The organism is Stutzerimonas stutzeri (assembly GCF_019090095.1).
Taxonomy (GTDB): domain Bacteria; phylum Pseudomonadota; class Gammaproteobacteria; order Pseudomonadales; family Pseudomonadaceae; genus Stutzerimonas; species Stutzerimonas stutzeri_AN.
Window position 1 is genome coordinate 1,026,491 of record NZ_JAGQFP010000001.1, and the last position, 18,770, is coordinate 1,045,260.

Sequence of the window (18,770 nt, forward strand, 5' to 3'; positions counted from 1 at the left end):
GCGAAAAGCACTTGCCGATATACTCAAGCGAGACAAGTAAAAGCATCATGCTAGAGTAGATATCGTTCTATATGAAATTTTTACCCTGCTGAGCTAAGATCCGTCTTGGCGATTCTCTCTTAGAAGAACGAGACAATCTCTTTGCCAGCAAACTGATTAATTGAATCAGCCTTGAATTTCTTGTGCCGCTCACGATGAGATGGTTTGTCAGCTTTTATTAAGCCTCTCAACAACGCAGCTTTCACCTGCGGACTATTGCACCCAACAATTAGCTCGACCGTACCCGCCGCATCAGCTACCCAAGTCTTAATTTCATCACTATTTTCGTAGTTATGGGCAATCTCGAATTCGGACAAATTCAAATCTAATTTTCCACCCTGCTCCACAACACTAACGGAGAAATTTTCCTCTGTGATTATCTTGCCAAATGGAGTGTTTAGATGAAATACACGGGACTGACCGACGCCCCTGACAAAAGGATGCTCATACTCAATCATATCCTTATTTCCTTTATAGGATTGATTGCAAGTCTTGCCAGCCGGAACCAAGTTAGATAGTGTCACAGCCAAGAATGGAAATTTAGTTCTTGGATAGAAATGATCGAGATCTGTTCTAAATCTCACGCGACTCCCTTTTGTCTGTATAGGTTCATCATTGCAATACAAGCAAACATGTATTTTCCATTCATCAGTTATGTCATGACCAATGTCTAAGGATAGCGCTGAGTAGCTAAAGACATCCTCAAAACTGTTAATCCAATCATCAAAGATCTTCTTAAATTTTTCTGTCGCTATATTTTCTCCCCGCGCAGCCTTAACTATATTCGCCAGAATTTCTCTTTTAGCGGAATAAGTTACAGCCCCTTTAAGCGACATCAACAAATGGCTTATGTAAGTCAACTCCGGCGCAGCAATGGGCTCTAAATAAGCGATAGCCTGCTCCGATAGCTCATCTAAAACAGCCTTCTCTTCACGTGTTTGAGCGCCATATTTATCGACATCCGCCGGGATGGGCGTATCTTTTATGAAGTATGCCGGCCAATATCTATCCGCTAGCTCTGGAAACCTTCCATAAATATCATATATATGACCAAGGATATCGCCTGGCAGGCAATTTAGAATCTCATTTATTTTGGCGTCATCAAAATAGCTAAATCTAGCTTGATGCTCTATTGGAAGTGCATGAATATATGCATTCATTTTCTGCTGAGCCTTCGAAACAACTCGAAGATCGTACTTGGCCTTAAGGTCGGCGCTAGGCAGGAATTCGAACTTAATCATTCTGCAAAAGGTACTCCCTGACAAACTTGTTGCCCATCCCTTTAATTAGCGCCTTATCCAAGGAGCTTAATGTTTGGGATTCGGATTTTTCTACAAGCGAGACGATGGCTTTCCTCGAGTGCTCGCCGACCGTGGCAGTAAGGTGCATTCCATCAATAAACAAGTTTGTAATATTGGTTCCAAAGCCAAGCGACTCTTTAATCTCAACCTTGCCGCCAGCGTCTTTTACTAATGACACAATATCTTGAGGTAAAAAATCGCTTACAATAATAGGAGAGTGGGTAGTGATGATTATCTGTGGCAGCGCGCCTTTCCAATCCAACCTATCTAGCAACCCAAGATAGGAGTCAAGAAAGCCCCGTTGCCACTCAGGGTGCAGATAAAGATCGGCCTCATCAATTACTATTATATAGTTTGCTTTTCTTGATTTCTTTGCGCAATTATATGTCTCGGAGAAAAGATGGGTGTAAGCCATTTCCCCTGTACTAATCCCCCTCCACCCCCAATTTATATTTGAAAGGATATTTCTCGGAAGCCTTGTCGACAAATAAACCACTTTACTAGCAAAAGAAAATTGATCTACCAAAACAATCAAAGAGCCGCTTTCATCGATGGATATACGACGACCTGAAGCTAAGGTTTCTGAGATGTCGCGAAGGACCTCTAAATATTCAGAGTAAAGTGCTTGCATTCTATTAATGTCAACGTCTATTGAATTAACAGACTTAAAGCTATTGCCTTGCTTGTCTTTAACAAATACGTCCCAGTTTTCGTCGTATCTTAGAGCTTCTAGTGACTGTGAAATACTGCGACGAAAATTTAAATCCCCGACAGCAAGCGCACTGATGAAGTGCAACTGCAGCACAGCCAGAACTTCTGGGCGCGCAGCGCCTGAGCTTGCTGCAAGCTCAACGATAATTGATGTAGATAGCGCTGCCACCAGAAGCTCAAATATATCCTTTTGACTACTTGGACTCAGTAGCTTTCTACTCTTCTGAATAGTGTTGTAGGCATTCTCCAGCTCCACCCGGCGACCAGGATAGTACACGTCAGATCTAACCAAAGATGCCATGCGCTTAAATGAGTTTTGAAATCTGAATTCAAAACCAACATCCTGAACAACATTTCTGCTCGATTGATTCCACCTTAGGTAATCAAGCAAGTTGTCAAAGTACATTTTCTTTCGACTAGCACCCGTGGTGTAGTGCTCTAAGGATCTCTCTTGAATCAGAGAGTGGTTATGTTTCCTTCCGTATCCTAATCTAGACTGAGCGGCAGATACATTATTTATTTTAACCAAGACAGTCTTAAAGAGTTTCGCAAAAACCTCATAATCATCATGCCTTTCGAACTGTACAGAGCAATGGAGTATATGGTAGTTGACTTGACAAACGTGAATTCTTGAATTTTCGTCCAAGAAAATAAGAACTCCGCTGGAGTCTATTGGAAAGTACACAGACTCTAGAAAGTCCAGAATCGTGCTTTTCCCAACCCCATTAGCCCCAATAATCGCAGAACAGTGATACCCATTGTAATATCTGGATGTGTCAACCCTATGCTCAACACTAAGAGCCTGACCGTCAACATGAAACACCGTTTCCCCACCTAGGGAAACATTTAGATCCCGAACACCCTTATGTTCACCTATATAAATATGAACCAATCTCATATTGCTGGCCTATCTCGTCTATTTACTTCCCTTTATTGACCAGAGGCAGTGTCGACCGTATCTGTTCGCTGCTGATCTAATTCTCCCTTTCCACCGAGTATCTTCTTAATGACCTCTCGCGCCTGCGGAGTGAGAGGTATGTTGATACTTGTAAGGTCTTCATCTACCGTTATGATTTTTCTATCTTCAGCGTCAGCATAACTAATAGACTGAAGATTAATACTGCATTTAAAGCCAACTTGAGGATCAGTAATCTCCACGTTCTGTAAAAGCTGTGCACTTATACGGGTCGGCTGAAATCTTTCACTAATCGTATAGCCACCATCATTTACAAAAGCACTAAAACCATCAATCTTATTTGACCCCAAAGGTAGAGAGTCATTTATTACTTTCTGAACATCCTGAATGGAGACAGAGATATTTCTTTTAGCGGCAACCACAAGATGCATAGTCACACCATCTACGATCTTTAGACGCCGCGACTCTGGGATAGATGGATCATTTAAGAAATCCAATACGGCGGCACGCACTTGCTCCACACTATCTCGATTAGGTATGTGATCGGAACACCCGAAGGCGTCTTTCAGAAATGCACTTTTCGATTTTCCAGTAATAAACTTTAGATATGCATCTCCGTCATTCTTGGGAAAGGTCTCTTTGAATAGGGTCAAGTCAAACATTGCAGCGTGGCGAAGCTCGCTAGTATTAATACTTGTTAGATCAACTGGTTGGAGATCAGAGTCGAAATCGAATCCATCTTGCTTGCCCACAAGCACAGCTAGAAATCTACCGACATCATCAGCGTCATTCTGAGTTTTGTAATGAACCATTACCAAGTGCCCCAAAGTCAAAGTCCCACGAGTTGGTAAGTTAGCCTCATCACAGGCATTATCAACAAACGCCTTAACCAGTTGCTCGAAGCGGATCTTTCCATCTACGAACTCCTGCAGAACTACTGGAGCCATGTGCTGGTTCTTGGGAGAGAAATAGCCATGAAACTTGTTATTTTTCGCAAACTTTCTCTCGATTACTTTAACAAAATCCAATGCGGTATTTTTTTTGAGATCCCAGTTTTTTCCTATCTTCGCATCGTAATATGTCAATCCTCCGTTCTGAGCTTTAAATAGATCTGCCGTAATCGCATTCAATACGATCATCTGGTGCAGAGATGACTGAGCAGAATCTTTAGAGATTATTTTTTCTTCAGGCATATTCATAATAAATTCCTTTTAAAAAATCTTCTAAATGTAGGCCTAGGCGCTGGAAATGAAAGAGAGGCATCAAGCAGAAGCTTATGATGGTCGTCTCGACGCGAGAATAGCCTCTTGCCACTATCACGCCAATGCCTGCTCCACAGCCTTGTGGGTTCTTCATATAGCGTTTGGCAGCCTGCAGGCGACTCAGAGCCAGTATGGGTTGGCTCCGCAGTACTGCTCAGCTCATTTGTCACCTGCCAGACACTGTAAGTTGATGGTCGTGTATCAATCGGTAGGAACGCGTTCTAGTTAAGGTGCTCAACGGTGACGCGCCACGTGCTTGATAGACCTGAAAGCGCGTTGATCGAATGGCCGTTTCTGGCCGGTTGCTGCCTATTGCTACCGGCAGCAATGGGGCGGTCTCTGCCTCCGCGTCTCTGCCGCCCGCTGGTCAAGTCGGATGCAAGCGGGTGGTCAACATCAATGCAATTGCCTGGTCAGATGAGTGCAATTTCGCAGACGTTGAACAGAGAGCCTACAATGAGCACGACCAAACTACGTCTCGGCCCACTGACGAAAACCTAGAACATGAAGCTGACCTTCACCTGTCCGGCCAGCCTGAAGGCTGACCTCAAGCGCTACGCGGCACTGCACTCAAAGACCTAAGGTGAAGAGGTCGACGCCCTGACGCTCGTTCCGTACATGCTGGAGGCGTTCATGGTGAGGGATCGGTATTCAGGAGACTTGGTAAAACGTGCTGACAACCGAATCGATTTACCTTGGCTGGCTGCCCGTTAAGCCCTTGCCTCCGAAGAGGCTGGTAACAAATGAGATCACGGGCCTTCGCCCCAAAGGCATTCGGACGAAATTGACCTGAATGAATTAAGAAAAAATCAGCTGAACCGCCAAAACTTAAGATTTTCCTGTCTCAATCAAGAATATCCAGGGAACAGAGCCAAGCTAAAGGAATTCTTGACATGCACCATGTGGAAACTGTGGCTCTCGATATTACGAAGCAAAATCGGCACTAAGTTGCCGATTCTGTGTATTTATGGAGAAATAAAGGCACTTTAATGCCGCTTATCCAGATTTACGGAATTTAAAGTGCCGGCGCCGACTGCCAAGCCTGGGTAGCCTGCAGACACTATCAACGTTTGAACATCTCGAAGGCCGCTTGCAACTGAGAATGGTCGGAAGCCCGCTTCGCAGCTGATCGTGAAGCAAGATTCTGCAGTTTCCGTTTTACCGCAGGTAGCTCTGCTGCCTGTGGCAAGTTGATCAAGTCAAAATCTGGATTCTCCATCTCGACAGACTCCAGAAATGCTCTCGACTGCGGGGTAAGCCACTCTGAAATTTGTCGAAGAAGCCTGGCGCGGTGCTCCAGCAGTATCTCTGAGCTGACAGGTGCTGCAGTCATACCACGAAAGTGAGTCTGGTATATCGCCTCGAAATCCTTGGGTTCATTGGGAACCAGCATCTCCCAGGCAGGTTTCGGGCTACAGGTCATGTAGATCAGGAAGGTTCGCCAAAGTCGCTCATCTGTACGCGGATCGGCCAGAAGCAAACCGATATCAAACAGGTCGCGCGGATGCTGCCTCGACAATGCTGCTGCCATTTTCCCCGCATATAGATCCGCAAAGTCGAGCACCTGGATCGAGGCAAAGCCAAAGGCCTCCTGGACCTGCGGCTGGACAACCATTGTCCGTACCGGATGCACGGAACCGCGCATCACCGGAGTCGTTTCTATTTGGACTCGGGCTCGTCCACGACTCACTATCAGTCTGTTTATGAAGCCACCTCTCTCTGGCGCCGATGTTTGTACCTGTAGCCTTAATGGCGCAGAGCCAAGTGCCCTTCCCAGACGTTCTAATGCATCGGAGATCTGACCAGCATCCTGCGCATAGTCCTGCATCGGCAACCAAGTCAGATCGATATCCACAGACAACCTGGGCAAGTCATGCTCGAACAGGTTGATCGCCGTCCCTCCTTTGAGGGCAAATCGTGTTTCTTTCGCCAAGGTCGGCAAAATTTCCACCAACAACTGCACTCGGTCGGTGTAGCGCTTATCCCAGGTGCTCATCAAGATCCGCCGGCAAGGTTATTTGGTAGGTTGGGTTCAAGCGACCACCGGGAACCAGACAACGCTTCCCCTTCCCGAGATAGACGCCGTCCAACGAGAGATGATCCACCCAGGCGTGCTGGTGGCGTTCTGCGAGGGCTAGGAACAAGCGCTTGGCTTTTATGCTGGTGCAATGTCGCAGCAGCATACTTACCCTCTGGGGACGAAAGGTGTCCGCGCCCTGCATCAGCGCATCCACTTCATAAACGAGCGACGCGTCTGACACGCCATCACACAGCTCGAGGATTGCGCGCTCAGGTGTTGCGACGACGATGCGGCCGCGGTCGCCATCAGCATCAACCCACTCGAGCCCAAGATCCCTTAAGGCTTCGTCATCCGTGTCGGCCTTGAATGACAATGCCGACAGATTGAATGGGCTTTTGCCGCACAGCACCACCTCAGCCTTCAAGGGAAGCTTTTCCACCCAGGCTGGGAGGCTTCCAGGGCCATATAGAGTGACCCTCTCACGCTCGCCCAACCGCAGGTAGTGCTCGTGCCCATGCCAAGCCAAGGCAAAACGCCCGCCAACATGCAGCGGTAATCGCTCTACTTCCTGCAGCGCGTGCACTACAGCAGCCCAGGTGAGACGTCCGCCTCGTCGTTGATAGATTCCACGCGCAGGCGATTCCAGCCAGCCGCTCGCGATATATCGCGCTACCAGGTTGCTGCTGTAGCCATGAGCCTTCAACCAGCTACTGGATACCAGGTCGCTGTCGCCGAGCCCTGCAAGCAAGGAGTTTAATTTTTTAGACTTTTGCACACTCATAGTGAGCAAAATAGAGCTTTTATAAACCTAAAGCAAGAAGATGGTTTATAGAAACCAAAAAATACTCACCATTAGTGAGCAAAATTTAGTTTTTATAAACCCACACAAGGAACTCTTGAACATTGCTATAGGCGCTCCCTAGGCCCCTTCCATTCCAGCAAGGCCTGTAGCGGATCCAGCTCGCCAACACGTTCACGTGCTTGAGTATGAAGATCAGGGCATGGCGACTCTCGGCCCCAGATCAATCTAGGCCATGGAAAATAATGGATCATATTTGAACCACTAAAAGCCTAAACGAGGGATATTGGATCATAAATGGTCCATTAAATGAGGCTCACTTTTGATCCAGATCCACTCCTTGCTCACTTCCCGCGAACTTCCCCAAAAGATCGACACTAACGCCCGAGAAATGCGACTCGCAAAGAACCTCCCCCGCAAATCCTTGGCGAAGAGGACGGGTATTTCCGAATCGACCATTAAGCGGTTCGAGTCCAATGGTCAGGTCAGCCTTGATGCTCTGGCGCTCATCGCTACAGCACTTGCTGCCAAACGCCAAATCGCTGAGCTGTTCAAGCATGAGCGACCTGTCTCGCTTGAAGAAATCAAACAAACAGGACGTACCCGGGGACGCCAATGAGATCAATCAACACCGAAGAGGTATTGCTCGCAGGTACACCGGTCGGAAAGCTGATCGCCAGCAGATAGGGCATCTACTGTGCCTATCATCCACAGTGGTGGCGCCAGGCTTGAACCTACCGCCACCTGAACATGGATATGAACGGGTTCGATGAGTTCTCTTTGAGCTCATATGGCCGCCTTTTTTTACAGAACCACTGCCGTAAACGAATAGCAACCGCGATCACGATCCAGGTGTAAAAAGCCGCCATTAGATCGTCGAGCACGATACCTACCCCACCGCCGACAGCTTCAAGAAGATTCAGCGGCGGTAATTTGAGGGCATCGAACAAGCGAAATAGTGCGAACGCTGTCAGGAACATCCAGGGCCGGCGGATTGAAGCAAGCCCGATCATCGAGACCGGAAATACTAGGTACTCGTCTGCAACGATCTGTGGAACATCCCCGCCCCCTAACCACAGCGAAGCCCAATGGCAGAGCGGCACAGCCAGTGCCAGCAGTATCACCGCGATGAAAGCCTGGCGCCTCGGAGGATGACCCAATAACCACCAGGCCAGAGGCAAACCAAGCAACGATCCGAAGGTTCCGGGCATGAACGGTAGCTCGCCGAGACCGAACCCCGTTGCTACCTGCACCACCAAGGTTTCTATCATCGAAATCGCAGATCCATCTCATACATCTGGAACAGGCTGCAGGAGGGTTAGCCAGAGGTAGCTAACCCTCCTGAGCTGGAAGAACAACAAGCCAGAAGGTGTTGATGCATCAGGCCTCAGCAACGGCAAGCTCTGTCAGTACACGCCTGATCACATGAACACCTGGCTGACAGGGAAGCCGGCTAGGAGGCGGTCGCAAGAGGCAATATGCGCTCCAGTATGTCGGCGAGCGTTACCACCCCTTTCAACTGCCCGTCTTGCATGACCACGGCAAGCTGAACGCTCGACTTACGCATGAGCGCCAGGGACTCATAGACCGGCGTTTTAGCGTCCAGAACGAAAACCTGGCGGGCGATTTCCCGCGCAGGACGCGTATCAGGCTCAAGCAGAGTGTCACGCAGATGAACGACCAGAGGCAGCTTGTCGCCGGCGCCGAGAATCAGGATACGCAGATGGCCTGACTGAGCAGCGATGGCACGTACATCCGCTACGGACGCTTCAAACTTGACGTGGACCGGGATGGCGTCACTCGTTACCAGCTCCTCGATCGGCAGGGTGCCGAGATCAATAAGGCTGGAAATCTGCTGCTGAAGGCCAGGCTGAAGCGTTCCGACCTCAGCTGAGTGCTCGACGAGTCTACGAATGGTGGCGATATCCTGCCCGCCCACCGCAGCGCTCTCGACAGGCTCGACACCGGACGCCGTGACCAGACGGTTCGCAATCCGGTTGACCCACTTCATCAGGGGGCGCAATGGCCAGATGTAAGCGCGTGATATGAGCCCCACGGCCAGTGCCGAACGTTCCGGGTGTGCAATCGCCCAGGATTTCGGTGCCATCTCGCCAACCACCAGGTGCAGGAAGGTCACCACGAAGAGCGCGAGCGCAAAGGAAGCACCTCCCGCCGCCCACTCGGGCACGCCCCAGACGATCAGCAGCGGGCCGAGCCAGTTGTCGACAGCAGGCTTGGTCACGGCGCCCAATGCGAAGGTACAGAACGTGATGCCCAGCTGAGCACCAGCCAGCATCAGGGTCAGGTCGTTCATGCCGCGCAACGCGGCGCGTGCAGAACTGCTGGTCGGAGCCAGCTCTTCGAGACGGTGACGGCGCGCACCGAGCAACGCGAACTCGATGATGACGAAGATTGCGCTGAGCACGATGAGGGCCATGGTCACCAACGTGACGATCAGAGGATCATTCATTGCGCTTCCTCCTGCTTAATCGTCTCGACAAGCGTGACACGTACCTGGGTCGGCACATAGCGTTCAACCCGCAGCACTTCGATCACTAGCTGACGCTCCACGGGCAGATCGGAAACCAGCTCCGAGGGATCCTCAGGCAAGGTTATCGTCACGATGTCGCCTTCGGCGGGCAAAGCACCCAGCTCCGCGATCAACAAACCAGCGATGGTTTCAACCTCTTCATGAGGCAGGTCATAGCCGAGCGCACGTTCGACTTCGTCCAGGTGCACATCGCCATCCATGATCCAGATGCCGTCACCGCCCGGTATGAGCGGGTCGGCATTATCTTCGTCATGCTCATCGGTAATTTCGCCGACGATTTCCTCCGCGAGATCCTCAAGAGTCAATACGCCGACGAAGCTGCCGTATTCATCGATGACGCAGGCAAGTTGGTTGTTGGTCTGAATCAATTCAGCAAGAGCATCCGGCAGCGCCATCAGGGTAGGAATGACAGTGGCCGGTCTCATCACCGACTCAACAGTATCTTCAGTATCCCCTGCTAATAGTCGTAACAGGACATCCGTGAGGTGAACGACGCCGACAGGGGTGTCCTCGTGGATGACCGGGTAGCGGGTATGACCCCTGGCCATGAGTTCGCGCAGTTTGAGCAACGTCGTCTCAGGCGTGAGCCAGTCAACCTGCGACCGCGGAATCATGGCGTGTTCGACGTCCTGCTGGGGGAAGTCAAGAATGCGATCCAGCATCAGCGAGAGCTCTACAGGAAGGTCTCCGCTGTCACGCGAGTCAGAGATGATGCGCGGCAGGTCATCAGCCGAGACGCTTACATCCAGATCATGGACAGGCTCGATACGCAGCAGGCGCAGGAACAGGTTGGCGGACTTGTCGAAAAAGCCGATCAACCAACCGAATACCGTCAGGTAAATCAGAGTCGAGCGGGCAAGACCTCTGGCCAGAGGGTCGGCATTGGCGATTGCCAGGTTCTTCGGATAGAGCTCGCCAAAAATCATCTGGATAATCGTGGCAACCACCAAGGCAAGCAGCGTACCGACGGTTACGCCAACCTCTGCCGGAATGCCTACCCCGCCCAGCAGAACACCGAGCGACTGACCAACCAATGGCTCAGCCACGAAACCGACCAGCAGACCTGTCACGGTGATGCCCAACTGGGCACCCGACAGCATGAAGCTGGTTCGCTTCGTCACTTCAAGCGCGCGCTTGGCGGAGGCATCACCGTCGGCAGCCAATACGGCAAGCCGCGTACGGTCGACGGCCATGTAGGCGAATTCCTGGGCGACGAAGTAGCCGTTTGCCGCAATGATCGCCAGGATAACGAGGGTACCGAACAGGAGAGTGAGGGTCGGTTCGATCACCGCATCACCTCATCATTTTTTGTTTCAGAAGAGCGTCTACAACCGCTGGGGCTTGATGTGTCCACAATGGATCCGAAGTGACAAAGGGCCTCCATTATATTCCTTCCCTAGCCACAGGCCACTTTGATGATCAGTGCAGAAAATGCTTACAAAGGCGCGTAGATGGTGGTTTCTAGCACCGTGAAACGAATTCCTAACATTTGAATACAAATGCGAAAGCGAGATCGGGCACCCGATATAACCATGCCGTTCGTACCTAACCCGCCCAAAGCGCCTCTATTTTATGAGGAAATGGTATGACTGCTTTTGGTCGATTACGTCCTCCGCCGCTGGCGGCTACCGGCCGAATAGTAGACGCACGCTCGAACTGCCACCCCTAGTGGCGAACTATGCGAAAACCTGTCAGTTTTGCATGCAGCTGAATGGTGTTAGTCCTGACGCTTGACGGTTTTCATGCGAATGCTCAATAGAGGCACGTTCCCCTCGATCGACTGGCTTACATGACCAACAGGGGCGTGGGTACACGGAAATTAGGAAAGAACCAAGCTCAGCGCTCTTGAGGCCCCTTCCATTCCAGCAGCGCCTGTAGCGGATCCAGTTCGCCAATAAGCTCACGCGCTTGAGCGAGCTTGTCCATAGCAATGCATCGCTCGGCGATGGGCAGATTCGATACAGAGCTCTCCGCATCACTGAAAAAGGCCTGGATCCGCTTTATGTCATCCCAATGCTTGATGGCACTCAACAAATCAGTCCTCGCCTGCTCCCTTGCTTCGTTTTGCAGTCGAATCCGCTCTCTCTCCTCACGCCGGCGAATCTGTTCCATCCCCTCCTGCTGCCGAATTCTGGCCTGCTCCTCGGCCTCCTCTACCAATCGGGCAACTACAGGCGCGGCGTCTGTGAGTTGCTGCACGATCTCATCAAGCTGGCCACGTAGCGGGCCTTGCTTGGCCTCCCTCCAACTCTGAGACCAATCAGTCCACGGATATGGCGAGAACGCCCTTATACATAGGCGGCCGGTCGCAAAGTCCATCCGAGTCGACCAGTTCCAGGTTGAGCTCAAGCGGCGCATTTGCTGCGACGGTATCTTGGAGGTGGGGATGTACTTGCCATCGATGTAGCGGGCCTCCAGTTCCTCAGTCATCTCAAACAACGTCAGTCCAATGGCAACCGTCCCGACGAAAACCACTGTGGGCTTGGATGGTGACCACAACGCCGGATGCCGGTGCCTTGGCTTCTTGGGTGGGTGCTCATGTTCATCAAACGAGGCCCGGGCATAGGTTCGGTCACTCGGTGCAAACATCACGCGATGGCCGGCGGCCTCCAGCTTGAGAAACAGCTGATTCGCCAGCGTCAGGGCAGGCTCAAGCTGAGGCTTGGTCACCACGACATCCACCAGGCGCTGCCTACCTGGCTTGAGGAATCCTTGGTCGATGACGCGCCCCTGCTCAAAGACCTCATACGCCCCCACGACAACAGGATGCTGACTTGATCGCGATATGCGGAGCTGTTCGGGTTTGATTTTGCGCGGTGCAGGTGCCTTCGGTACCGGTCGAGAAACAGCACCAAGAGCATCTCCCCTGCGCCATACCTGAAGGTCACCAGGCCCAGCATCAGGCAAGGATGGCTGAGGACTCGATATTCCATTCTCCAGCTTTACCCAATGCCCACGCGGCGGCCGCGGGACATTCATGCGGGCACACACGCGCGCCAAGAAGCTGGAAGAAACACGGTGGTGATCCGCGATCTTGGTCATGGGAAGCCGCCACACCTCTGCGTACATCTCCTCACGACTGACTGGGCCACCAGGACTGGAACTAGGTTGCTGGGATACCTCTTCGGGAGACACGCATCAATCCTTAAGCCTGATATCACCGTACCAGCCAACGACAGGCCATACGCCACGATCCATCAGGTCAAACCGAGCCAAAACGGTTGTTGTACCAAACCCTCCGCAGCCCCCTCCACCACGTTGTTCGCCCAGCGAGCAGCGGACAGCATCTGCAGCACGGATCAGGGCCAACAAGGAGGCGACATTCATGCCCGCATCATCTGAACAGATAGCCGCACGCTTGATCACCTGCCCACCCCGAATCCTGCGAGCAAGTGCGGCCCCCGCCTACCTAGGCATGTGCCGCACAGAATTCAACAAAACCGTCCGGCCTTACGTGCGGGAATTCCGCATTGGAGTGCAAGGCATCGGCTTTGATCGGCAAGAGCTGGATGCCTGGGCAGACGCCTACATCGACCGGGCCATCATTGAAAAGGAAGGTGCCAAGGGACATGATCACTCCCGCAGCGAGCGCCAAGGAGAAAAAACATGGCGCGAAAAACCATTAGCGGCCTCTACCAAAGGAACGGGATCTGGCACATCGACAAGGTCTTCAGAGGTCAGCGAATTCAGGAAAGCACTGGATCAAGCGATAGGAAGGAGGCAGAGCAGTACCTGATACACAAGCTGGAAAAGCTCCGGGAACAGAAGATCTATGGCGTCCGCACGATCAGAACCTGGCGGGAAGCCGCTACGCGTTACCTGATCGAGTACAAGGATCAGCCGTCGATAGGCCTCACGGCCATCTATCTGGAGCAGTTGGATCCGTATATTGGCGACCAGCCTCTGACTCATGTCGACGATGAGACCCTGGCTCCCTACATAAGGGATCGACTCAAGAGCAGCAGAACCAGCGATGGAAAGTTGAAGCCTGGCGTCTCACACCGCACGGTGAACATCGCCCTGGAGCGCGTCATACGCATTCTGAACCTGTGCGCCCGAAAATGGCGTGATGAGCAGAAGCGTCCCTGGCTCGACGTAGTGCCGATGATCACCAAGCTGGAAGAGAAGAAAACCAGACGCATGCCCTACCCGATGTCCTGGGAAGAGCAGTCGATTCTCTTCGCCGAACTGCCTGACCATTTGCGCCGCATGGCCCTGTACAAGGTCAACAGCGGCTCACGCGAACAGGAGGTTGTGAAGCTGCGCTGGGATTGGGAGATACCGATTCCTGAGCTCAACACCAGCGTGTTTCTCATACCGGCGGATTTTGGTGGCCGACATGAGAGCTCCGGGGTCAAGAACGGCGACGAGCGCCTCGTTGTGCTCAACAACGTAGCCAAGTCGGTCATCGAGGGACAGCGTGGACTTGATCCGGTTTGGGTATTTCCTTACGGACAACCCGATCGAAACGGCAAGGCAACTCCCGTTCACCGAATGAACGATTCGGCATGGAAGAAAGCCAGGGTCAGAGCAGCGAAGAAGTTCCAGGAGCGTTTTATGCGCCCTGCCCCAGCTGGATTTGCTTCGATCCGCGTTCACGATCTGAAGCACACCTTCGGCCGAAGACTTCGGGCAGCCGGGGTAACGGAGGAAGACAGGAAGGCTCTGCTGGGGCACAAGAACGGTAGCATCACCAGTCACTACTCAGCCGCCGAGTTGGGCAAACTGATCGATGAAGCCAACAGGATTTCGGCTACCGACTCGCGCGGTCCGGCCCTGACAATTTTGAGGAGAATGGCAGGATGAAAAAAGTCCCGCAAAAGTCCCTACGCTTCTACGCGTGAAGCGCCCATAAAAAAATCCAGTCACCGCTAAGTGACTGGATTTTCTAGGGTTTTTTGGTCGGGACGGAGTGATTCGAACACTCGACCCCTTGCACCCCATGCAAGTGCGCTACCAGGCTGCGCTACGCCCCGACAGTGCTTCCAGCTCTGCTGAAAGCGGATCGAACTATACACTAAGCATCTGAATAGGTGAAAGTTTTTTATTCATGCCGCTTAGTTTTTGAGTACTTGAAGTACATCTTCAAGCTCCGTGATCATCTGCCTGATCAGCTGCTTATACTGAGTAGTGTCCTCGCGGGCTTCATCACCTGACATGCGCTGTCGAGCACCGCCGATGGTGAAGCCTTGCTCATATAGCAACGACCGGATCTGCCTGATCATCAATACATCCTGCCGCTGATAGTAGCGGCGGTTGCCGCGACGCTTCACGGGGTTCAGCTGCGGAAACTCCTGCTCCCAGTAGCGCAGCACATGGGGTTTAACCGCGCATAACTCACTCACCTCACCGATGGTGAAATAGCGCTTACCCGGGATTGTCGGCAACTCGTCGTTATGACTTGGTTCCAGCATAGGCTTCGACTCTGGCTTTAAGTTTTTGCCCTGGCCGGAACGTCACCACACGCCGTGCCGTGATCGGAATTTCCTCGCCGGTTTTCGGATTTCGTCCGGGACGCTGGCGCTTGTCACGCAGGTCGAAATTGCCGAAACCGGACAATTTCACCTGCTCGTTATGCTCCAGCGCCTGGCGGATTTCCTCGAAAAACAGCTCGACCAGTTCCTTGGCCTCGCGCTTATTCAAGCCTAGCTCTTCATATAGACGTTCCGCCATTTCAGCTTTCGTCAGAGCCCCCATACGCTATTTCCTTAACGTGGCATTAAACCTTTCTTCCAGGGAGGAGAGGATTTGCTGCATCGCACCACTCACCTCGTCGTCGTTTAGAGTGCGCGAAGGGTGTTGCCAGGTCAAGCCGACTGCCACACTTTTGCTAAGCGGATCAATACCTTTACCTTGATAAACATCAAATAGCTTGAGGTCTGTCAGGTTGGCACCAGCCGCGTCGCGAATACACTGCAAAACATCGCCCGCCGATACCTCACGCGCCACCAGAACAGCCAGATCGCGCCGCACCTCGGGGAAGCGGGATAGCTCAGCGAAACGCGGCAGGCGCCCTTCGCTGATCTCGGAGACCAGCAATTCGAACAGGTAAACTGGCTGATCGATACCCAGCGTAGCCGCCAGTTCCGGGTGAAGACTGCCGATATACCCTACCAGACGGCCGTCACGCTCGATGCGTGCAGTCTGTCCAGGATGCAGCGCCGGGTGTTCGGCAGCAGCGAAACCATAGGTGACAGCGTCGCCCGCGTACCCGAGCAAGGCTTCGACATCGGCCTTCAAATCGTAGAAATCCGCCGCAGCCCGATCGTTGCCCCAGCCCTCCGGCAGCCGACTACCCGTGATAACACCCGCCAGCATCGGCTCCTGCTGCAGCTCACCAAGCTGACCGACAAAGCGCAAACCGCTTTCGAACAGACGTACCCGCGTTTGTTGACGATTCAGATTGTACTGCAGGGCCTTGATCAACCCTGGCCAAAGCGTTGAACGCATGGCCGCCATATCCGAGGAGATCGGATTGGCCAGTTGCAGTGGCTCGACGCCCGGACTGAAGAGCTCGAACAGCTTGGGATCGATGAAGCTGTACGTGATTGCTTCTTGATAACCGCGAGCAACCAGCAGCCGACGCAATGCCGGCAACTCTGCACGCGCCTCGGGACGGGCTTCAGGCGCCAGTCGCGCCTGCGGATAACGGACCGGCAGACGGTCATAGCCATATAGACGACCCAACTCTTCAATCAGATCGATCTCGAGCGTGATGTCGAATCGATGGCTGGGCACACTGACTTCCCACGCCCCTTCATCCAACTCAACCACATCCAATCCCAAGGCGGACAGCAGCGCAACGACCTGATCGCGCGGCATATCCAAGCCCAGCATTTGTTCGATGCGGTCCTTACGCAGCAGGATCGGAGTGACACGAGGAAGATCTGCCTCGCTGACAGCCTCGATCACGGGACCGGCACTACCTCCGACGATCTCCATCAACAGCGCAGTTGCACGCTCCATGGCGCGACGCGCGAGCTGCGCGTCTACTCCCCGTTCATACCGATGCGAGGCATCGGTGTGCAGACCATACGAACGCGCCTTACCGGCAAGCGCAATGGTGTCGAAGAAGGCGCTCTCCAGGAACAGATCCTGCGTCGTGGCACTGACACCGCTGTGTTCCCCGCCCATCACGCCCGCAATTGCAAGCGCGCGCTCATGGTCGGCGATGACCAACGTATCGCTGCGCAGGGTCACCTCCTGCCCATCGAGCAGTACCAGCTTCTCCTGATCAGCCGCCATCCGAACCCTGATTCCGCCCTTGATTTCGGAAAGATCGAAGGCGTGCAACGGCTGGCCGAGTTCGAGCATCACATAGTTGGTGACGTCCACCACCGCATCAATGCTGCGGATATCGGAGCGACGCAACCGCTCGACCATCCACAATGGAGTGGGCCGCGACAGGTCGACGTTGCGAATCACGCGCCCGAGATAACGCGGGCAGGCTTTCGGCTCGAGCACCTCAACGGGGCGCACCTCGTCATGGCTCGGCGCGACGGGAGCTATCTCGACGCCGGTGACCGCTGCGCCATACATCGCTCCGACTTCGCGAGCCAACCCGGCGACAGAAAGGCAATCGCCACGATTCGGTGTCAAGCCGATCTCGATGCTCGCATCGTCCAGCCCGAGGTAAGCACGAAGATCGAAGCCAACCGGAGCATCACTGGCCAATTCCATCAAGCCGCTATCGTCAGCACCGATCTGCAGTTCGGTTTCAGAGCAGAGCATGCCATTGGACTCGACGCCCCGAAGCTTCGCCTTCTTGATCTTGAAATCACCCGGCAATCGCGCGCCGATCTGGGCAAACGGAATCTTCAAACCTTGGCGCACGTTGGGCGCACCACAGACCACCTGAAAGGTATCGCTGCCATTGCTGACCTGACAGACGCGCAGCTTGTCCGCGTCCGGATGCTGCTCGGTGCTCAGCACCTCGCCTACCACAACGCCAGAGAACTCACCCGCTACGGGCGTGACCGCATCGACCTCGAGACCTACCATCGACAATCGCGCGACCAGGTCCTCACGGGAAACCTGCGGATTGACCCACGTACGCAACCACTGTTCGCTGAATTTCATCCTGCTCTCCTAAATAGCTTGACTGGACTCTGGACCTAGCGAAATTGCGCCAGGAACCTCAGGTCGTTATCAAAGAACAGGCGTAAATCGTTGACGCCATATCGCAACATGGCCAGCCGTTCAGCCCCCATGCCGAAAGCGAAGCCTTGATATTTTTCCGGGTCGATGCCGGACATGCGTAGCACGTTCGGATGCACCATCCCGCAACCCATCACCTCCAGCCAACCGGTCTGCTTGCAGACGCGGCAGCCATTGCCGCTGCACATGACACACTGCATGTCCACCTCAGCGGACGGCTCGGTGAATGGGAAGAATGATGGACGGAATCGAACACCCAGCGGTTTCTCGAAGAACACACGTAGGAATTGCTCGATCGTGCCCTTGAGATCCGCAAAGCTGATGCCCTCGTCCACCAGCAGGCCTTCCACCTGATGGAACATGGGCGAATGGGTTATGTCCGAATCGCAACGATACACACGACCAGGACAAACGATGCGGATAGGCGGCTGCTGCGACTCCATGGTGCGCACCTGCACCGGCGAGGTGTGCGTACGCAACAGCATGTTGGCGTTGAAATAGAAGGTGTCGTGCATCGCCCGGGCGGGATGATGGCCGGGAATATTGAGCGCTTCGAAGTTGTGGTAGTCGTCCTCGACCTCCGGCCCCTCGGCAACGCTGTAACCAATATGACTGAAGAACTGCTCGACCCGCTCCAGCGTACGCGTTACCGGATGCAGCCCACCGGAGGTCTCTCCCCGACCGGGTAGTGTCACGTCGATGCGCTCGGCAGCGAGCTTGGTGCTCAGCGCCGCTTGTTCAAGGTCTGCCTTTTTGGCGTTCAGTTCATCCTGAACACGGCTCTTGGCTGCGTTGATCAGCGCGCCGGCTTTCGGGCGCTCCTCCGCGGACAGCTTGCCCAGGGTCTGCATGACCTGAGTCAGCTCGCCCTTCTTGCCGAGATACTGGACCCGGATCTGCTCCAGGGCGGTGATGTCTTGACTATGTTGCACCGCCTCAAGCGCTTGCGAGACCAGTGCATCCAGGTTTTCCATGTACAACCTCCAGAGGTTCTTGCAGAACCGCACCAGGCGA

16 protein-coding genes, 1 tRNA gene and 1 pseudogene are annotated in these 18,770 nt (G+C 53.2%); 3 read left to right on the top strand and 15 right to left on the bottom strand.

Features of this window, described 5'->3' with window-relative positions; translation table 11 throughout:
• Window positions 1-119: 119 nt before the first annotated feature.
• From KVO92_RS04355 to KVO92_RS04365, 3 genes are read right to left on the bottom strand one after another with little or no spacing between them, the layout of a single operon-like run.
• The gene (locus KVO92_RS04355; protein WP_217474431.1) at window positions 120-1,280 is read right to left on the bottom strand and encodes a hypothetical protein; all 1,161 of its coding nucleotides are present in this window, start codon (window positions 1,278-1,280) and stop codon (window positions 120-122) included.
• Window positions 1,273-2,949, bottom strand: coding sequence for an AAA family ATPase (locus KVO92_RS04360; RefSeq protein ID WP_217474432.1), 1,677 nt, complete (start codon window positions 2,947-2,949; stop codon window positions 1,273-1,275). The genes KVO92_RS04355 and KVO92_RS04360 overlap by 8 nt, the downstream gene beginning before the upstream one ends.
• 32 nt (window positions 2,950-2,981) lie before the next feature.
• Window positions 2,982-4,166, bottom strand: coding sequence for a nucleoid-associated protein (locus tag KVO92_RS04365; protein WP_217474433.1), 1,185 nt, complete (start codon window positions 4,164-4,166; stop codon window positions 2,982-2,984).
• Between the two features lie 567 nt (window positions 4,167-4,733).
• Here KVO92_RS04365 and KVO92_RS04370 point away from each other — a divergent pair.
• A pseudogene (locus tag KVO92_RS04370) lies at window positions 4,734-4,943 on the top strand (DUF2274 domain-containing protein).
• 349 nt (window positions 4,944-5,292) lie between these two features.
• Here the strand turns inward: KVO92_RS04370 and KVO92_RS04375 are convergent.
• Both KVO92_RS04375 and KVO92_RS04380 read right to left on the bottom strand, forming a co-directional pair.
• Window positions 5,293-6,225: a nucleotidyl transferase AbiEii/AbiGii toxin family protein gene (locus KVO92_RS04375; RefSeq protein ID WP_217474434.1), complete on the bottom strand. Its 933-nt coding sequence runs from the start codon at window positions 6,223-6,225 to the stop codon at window positions 5,293-5,295.
• The gene (locus tag KVO92_RS04380) at window positions 6,209-7,030 is read right to left on the bottom strand and encodes a type IV toxin-antitoxin system AbiEi family antitoxin domain-containing protein (RefSeq protein ID WP_217474435.1); all 822 of its coding nucleotides are present in this window, start codon (window positions 7,028-7,030) and stop codon (window positions 6,209-6,211) included. Before KVO92_RS04380 ends, KVO92_RS04375 begins: the two co-directional genes overlap by 17 nt.
• Window positions 7,031-7,370: 340 nt before the next feature.
• Between KVO92_RS04380 and KVO92_RS04385 the strand changes: the two genes are divergently transcribed.
• Window positions 7,371-7,667 (top strand): helix-turn-helix domain-containing protein, encoded by a 297-nt coding sequence (locus KVO92_RS04385; protein WP_217474436.1) that lies wholly within the window; start codon window positions 7,371-7,373, stop codon window positions 7,665-7,667.
• Window positions 7,668-7,782: 115 nt separating this feature from the next.
• Here KVO92_RS04385 and KVO92_RS04390 read toward each other — a convergent pair whose 3' ends face one another.
• The 5 genes from KVO92_RS04390 to KVO92_RS04410 all read right to left on the bottom strand — a co-directional run bounded on the left by KVO92_RS04390 (window position 7,783) and on the right by KVO92_RS04410 (window position 13,170).
• Window positions 7,783-8,319: a phosphatidylglycerophosphatase A family protein gene (locus KVO92_RS04390; RefSeq protein ID WP_254621280.1), complete on the bottom strand. Its 537-nt coding sequence runs from the start codon at window positions 8,317-8,319 to the stop codon at window positions 7,783-7,785.
• A 182-nt stretch (window positions 8,320-8,501) separates the two neighbouring features.
• Window positions 8,502-9,518, bottom strand: a complete 1,017-nt coding sequence (locus tag KVO92_RS04395) for a CNNM domain-containing protein (protein WP_217474437.1) — start codon at window positions 9,516-9,518, stop codon at window positions 8,502-8,504.
• Window positions 9,515-10,888: a hemolysin family protein gene (locus KVO92_RS04400; RefSeq protein WP_217474438.1), complete on the bottom strand. Its 1,374-nt coding sequence runs from the start codon at window positions 10,886-10,888 to the stop codon at window positions 9,515-9,517. The genes KVO92_RS04395 and KVO92_RS04400 overlap by 4 nt, the downstream gene beginning before the upstream one ends.
• A gap of 547 nt (window positions 10,889-11,435) precedes the next feature.
• A complete protein-coding gene (locus tag KVO92_RS04405) occupies window positions 11,436-12,641 on the bottom strand; it encodes a hypothetical protein (RefSeq protein WP_254621281.1) in 1,206 nt (401 codons plus the stop codon).
• 367 nt (window positions 12,642-13,008) lie between these two features.
• Window positions 13,009-13,170 carry a hypothetical protein gene (locus KVO92_RS04410; RefSeq protein ID WP_010791794.1) on the bottom strand — a complete coding sequence of 54 codons (162 nt, stop codon included), beginning with the start codon at window positions 13,168-13,170 and terminating at the stop codon, window positions 13,009-13,011.
• Between the two features lie 35 nt (window positions 13,171-13,205).
• On the opposite strand from KVO92_RS04410, the gene KVO92_RS04415 reads away from it, so the two are divergent.
• On the top strand, window positions 13,206-14,405 hold the full coding sequence (locus KVO92_RS04415; protein ID WP_013716018.1) for a tyrosine-type recombinase/integrase: 1,200 nt from the start codon (window positions 13,206-13,208) through the stop codon (window positions 14,403-14,405).
• Between the two features lie 93 nt (window positions 14,406-14,498).
• Here the strand turns inward: KVO92_RS04415 and KVO92_RS04420 are convergent.
• The 5 genes from KVO92_RS04420 to pheS form a co-directional block, all read right to left on the bottom strand.
• Window positions 14,499-14,575, bottom strand: a tRNA-Pro gene (locus KVO92_RS04420).
• 81 nt (window positions 14,576-14,656) lie between these two features.
• Window positions 14,657-15,013, bottom strand: coding sequence for a MerR family transcriptional regulator (locus KVO92_RS04425; protein ID WP_025242142.1), 357 nt, complete (start codon window positions 15,011-15,013; stop codon window positions 14,657-14,659).
• Complete coding sequence (gene ihfA, locus KVO92_RS04430; protein ID WP_003282572.1) at window positions 14,994-15,296, bottom strand: integration host factor subunit alpha; 303 nt, start codon at window positions 15,294-15,296, stop codon at window positions 14,994-14,996. The genes KVO92_RS04425 and ihfA overlap by 20 nt, the downstream gene beginning before the upstream one ends.
• A gap of 3 nt (window positions 15,297-15,299) precedes the next feature.
• The gene (gene pheT, locus KVO92_RS04435) at window positions 15,300-17,678 is read right to left on the bottom strand and encodes a phenylalanine--tRNA ligase subunit beta (RefSeq protein ID WP_217474439.1); all 2,379 of its coding nucleotides are present in this window, start codon (window positions 17,676-17,678) and stop codon (window positions 15,300-15,302) included.
• 35 nt (window positions 17,679-17,713) lie between these two features.
• Window positions 17,714-18,730, bottom strand: a complete 1,017-nt coding sequence (pheS, locus tag KVO92_RS04440; protein WP_217474440.1) for a phenylalanine--tRNA ligase subunit alpha — start codon at window positions 18,728-18,730, stop codon at window positions 17,714-17,716.
• Window positions 18,731-18,770 lie beyond the last annotated feature (40 nt).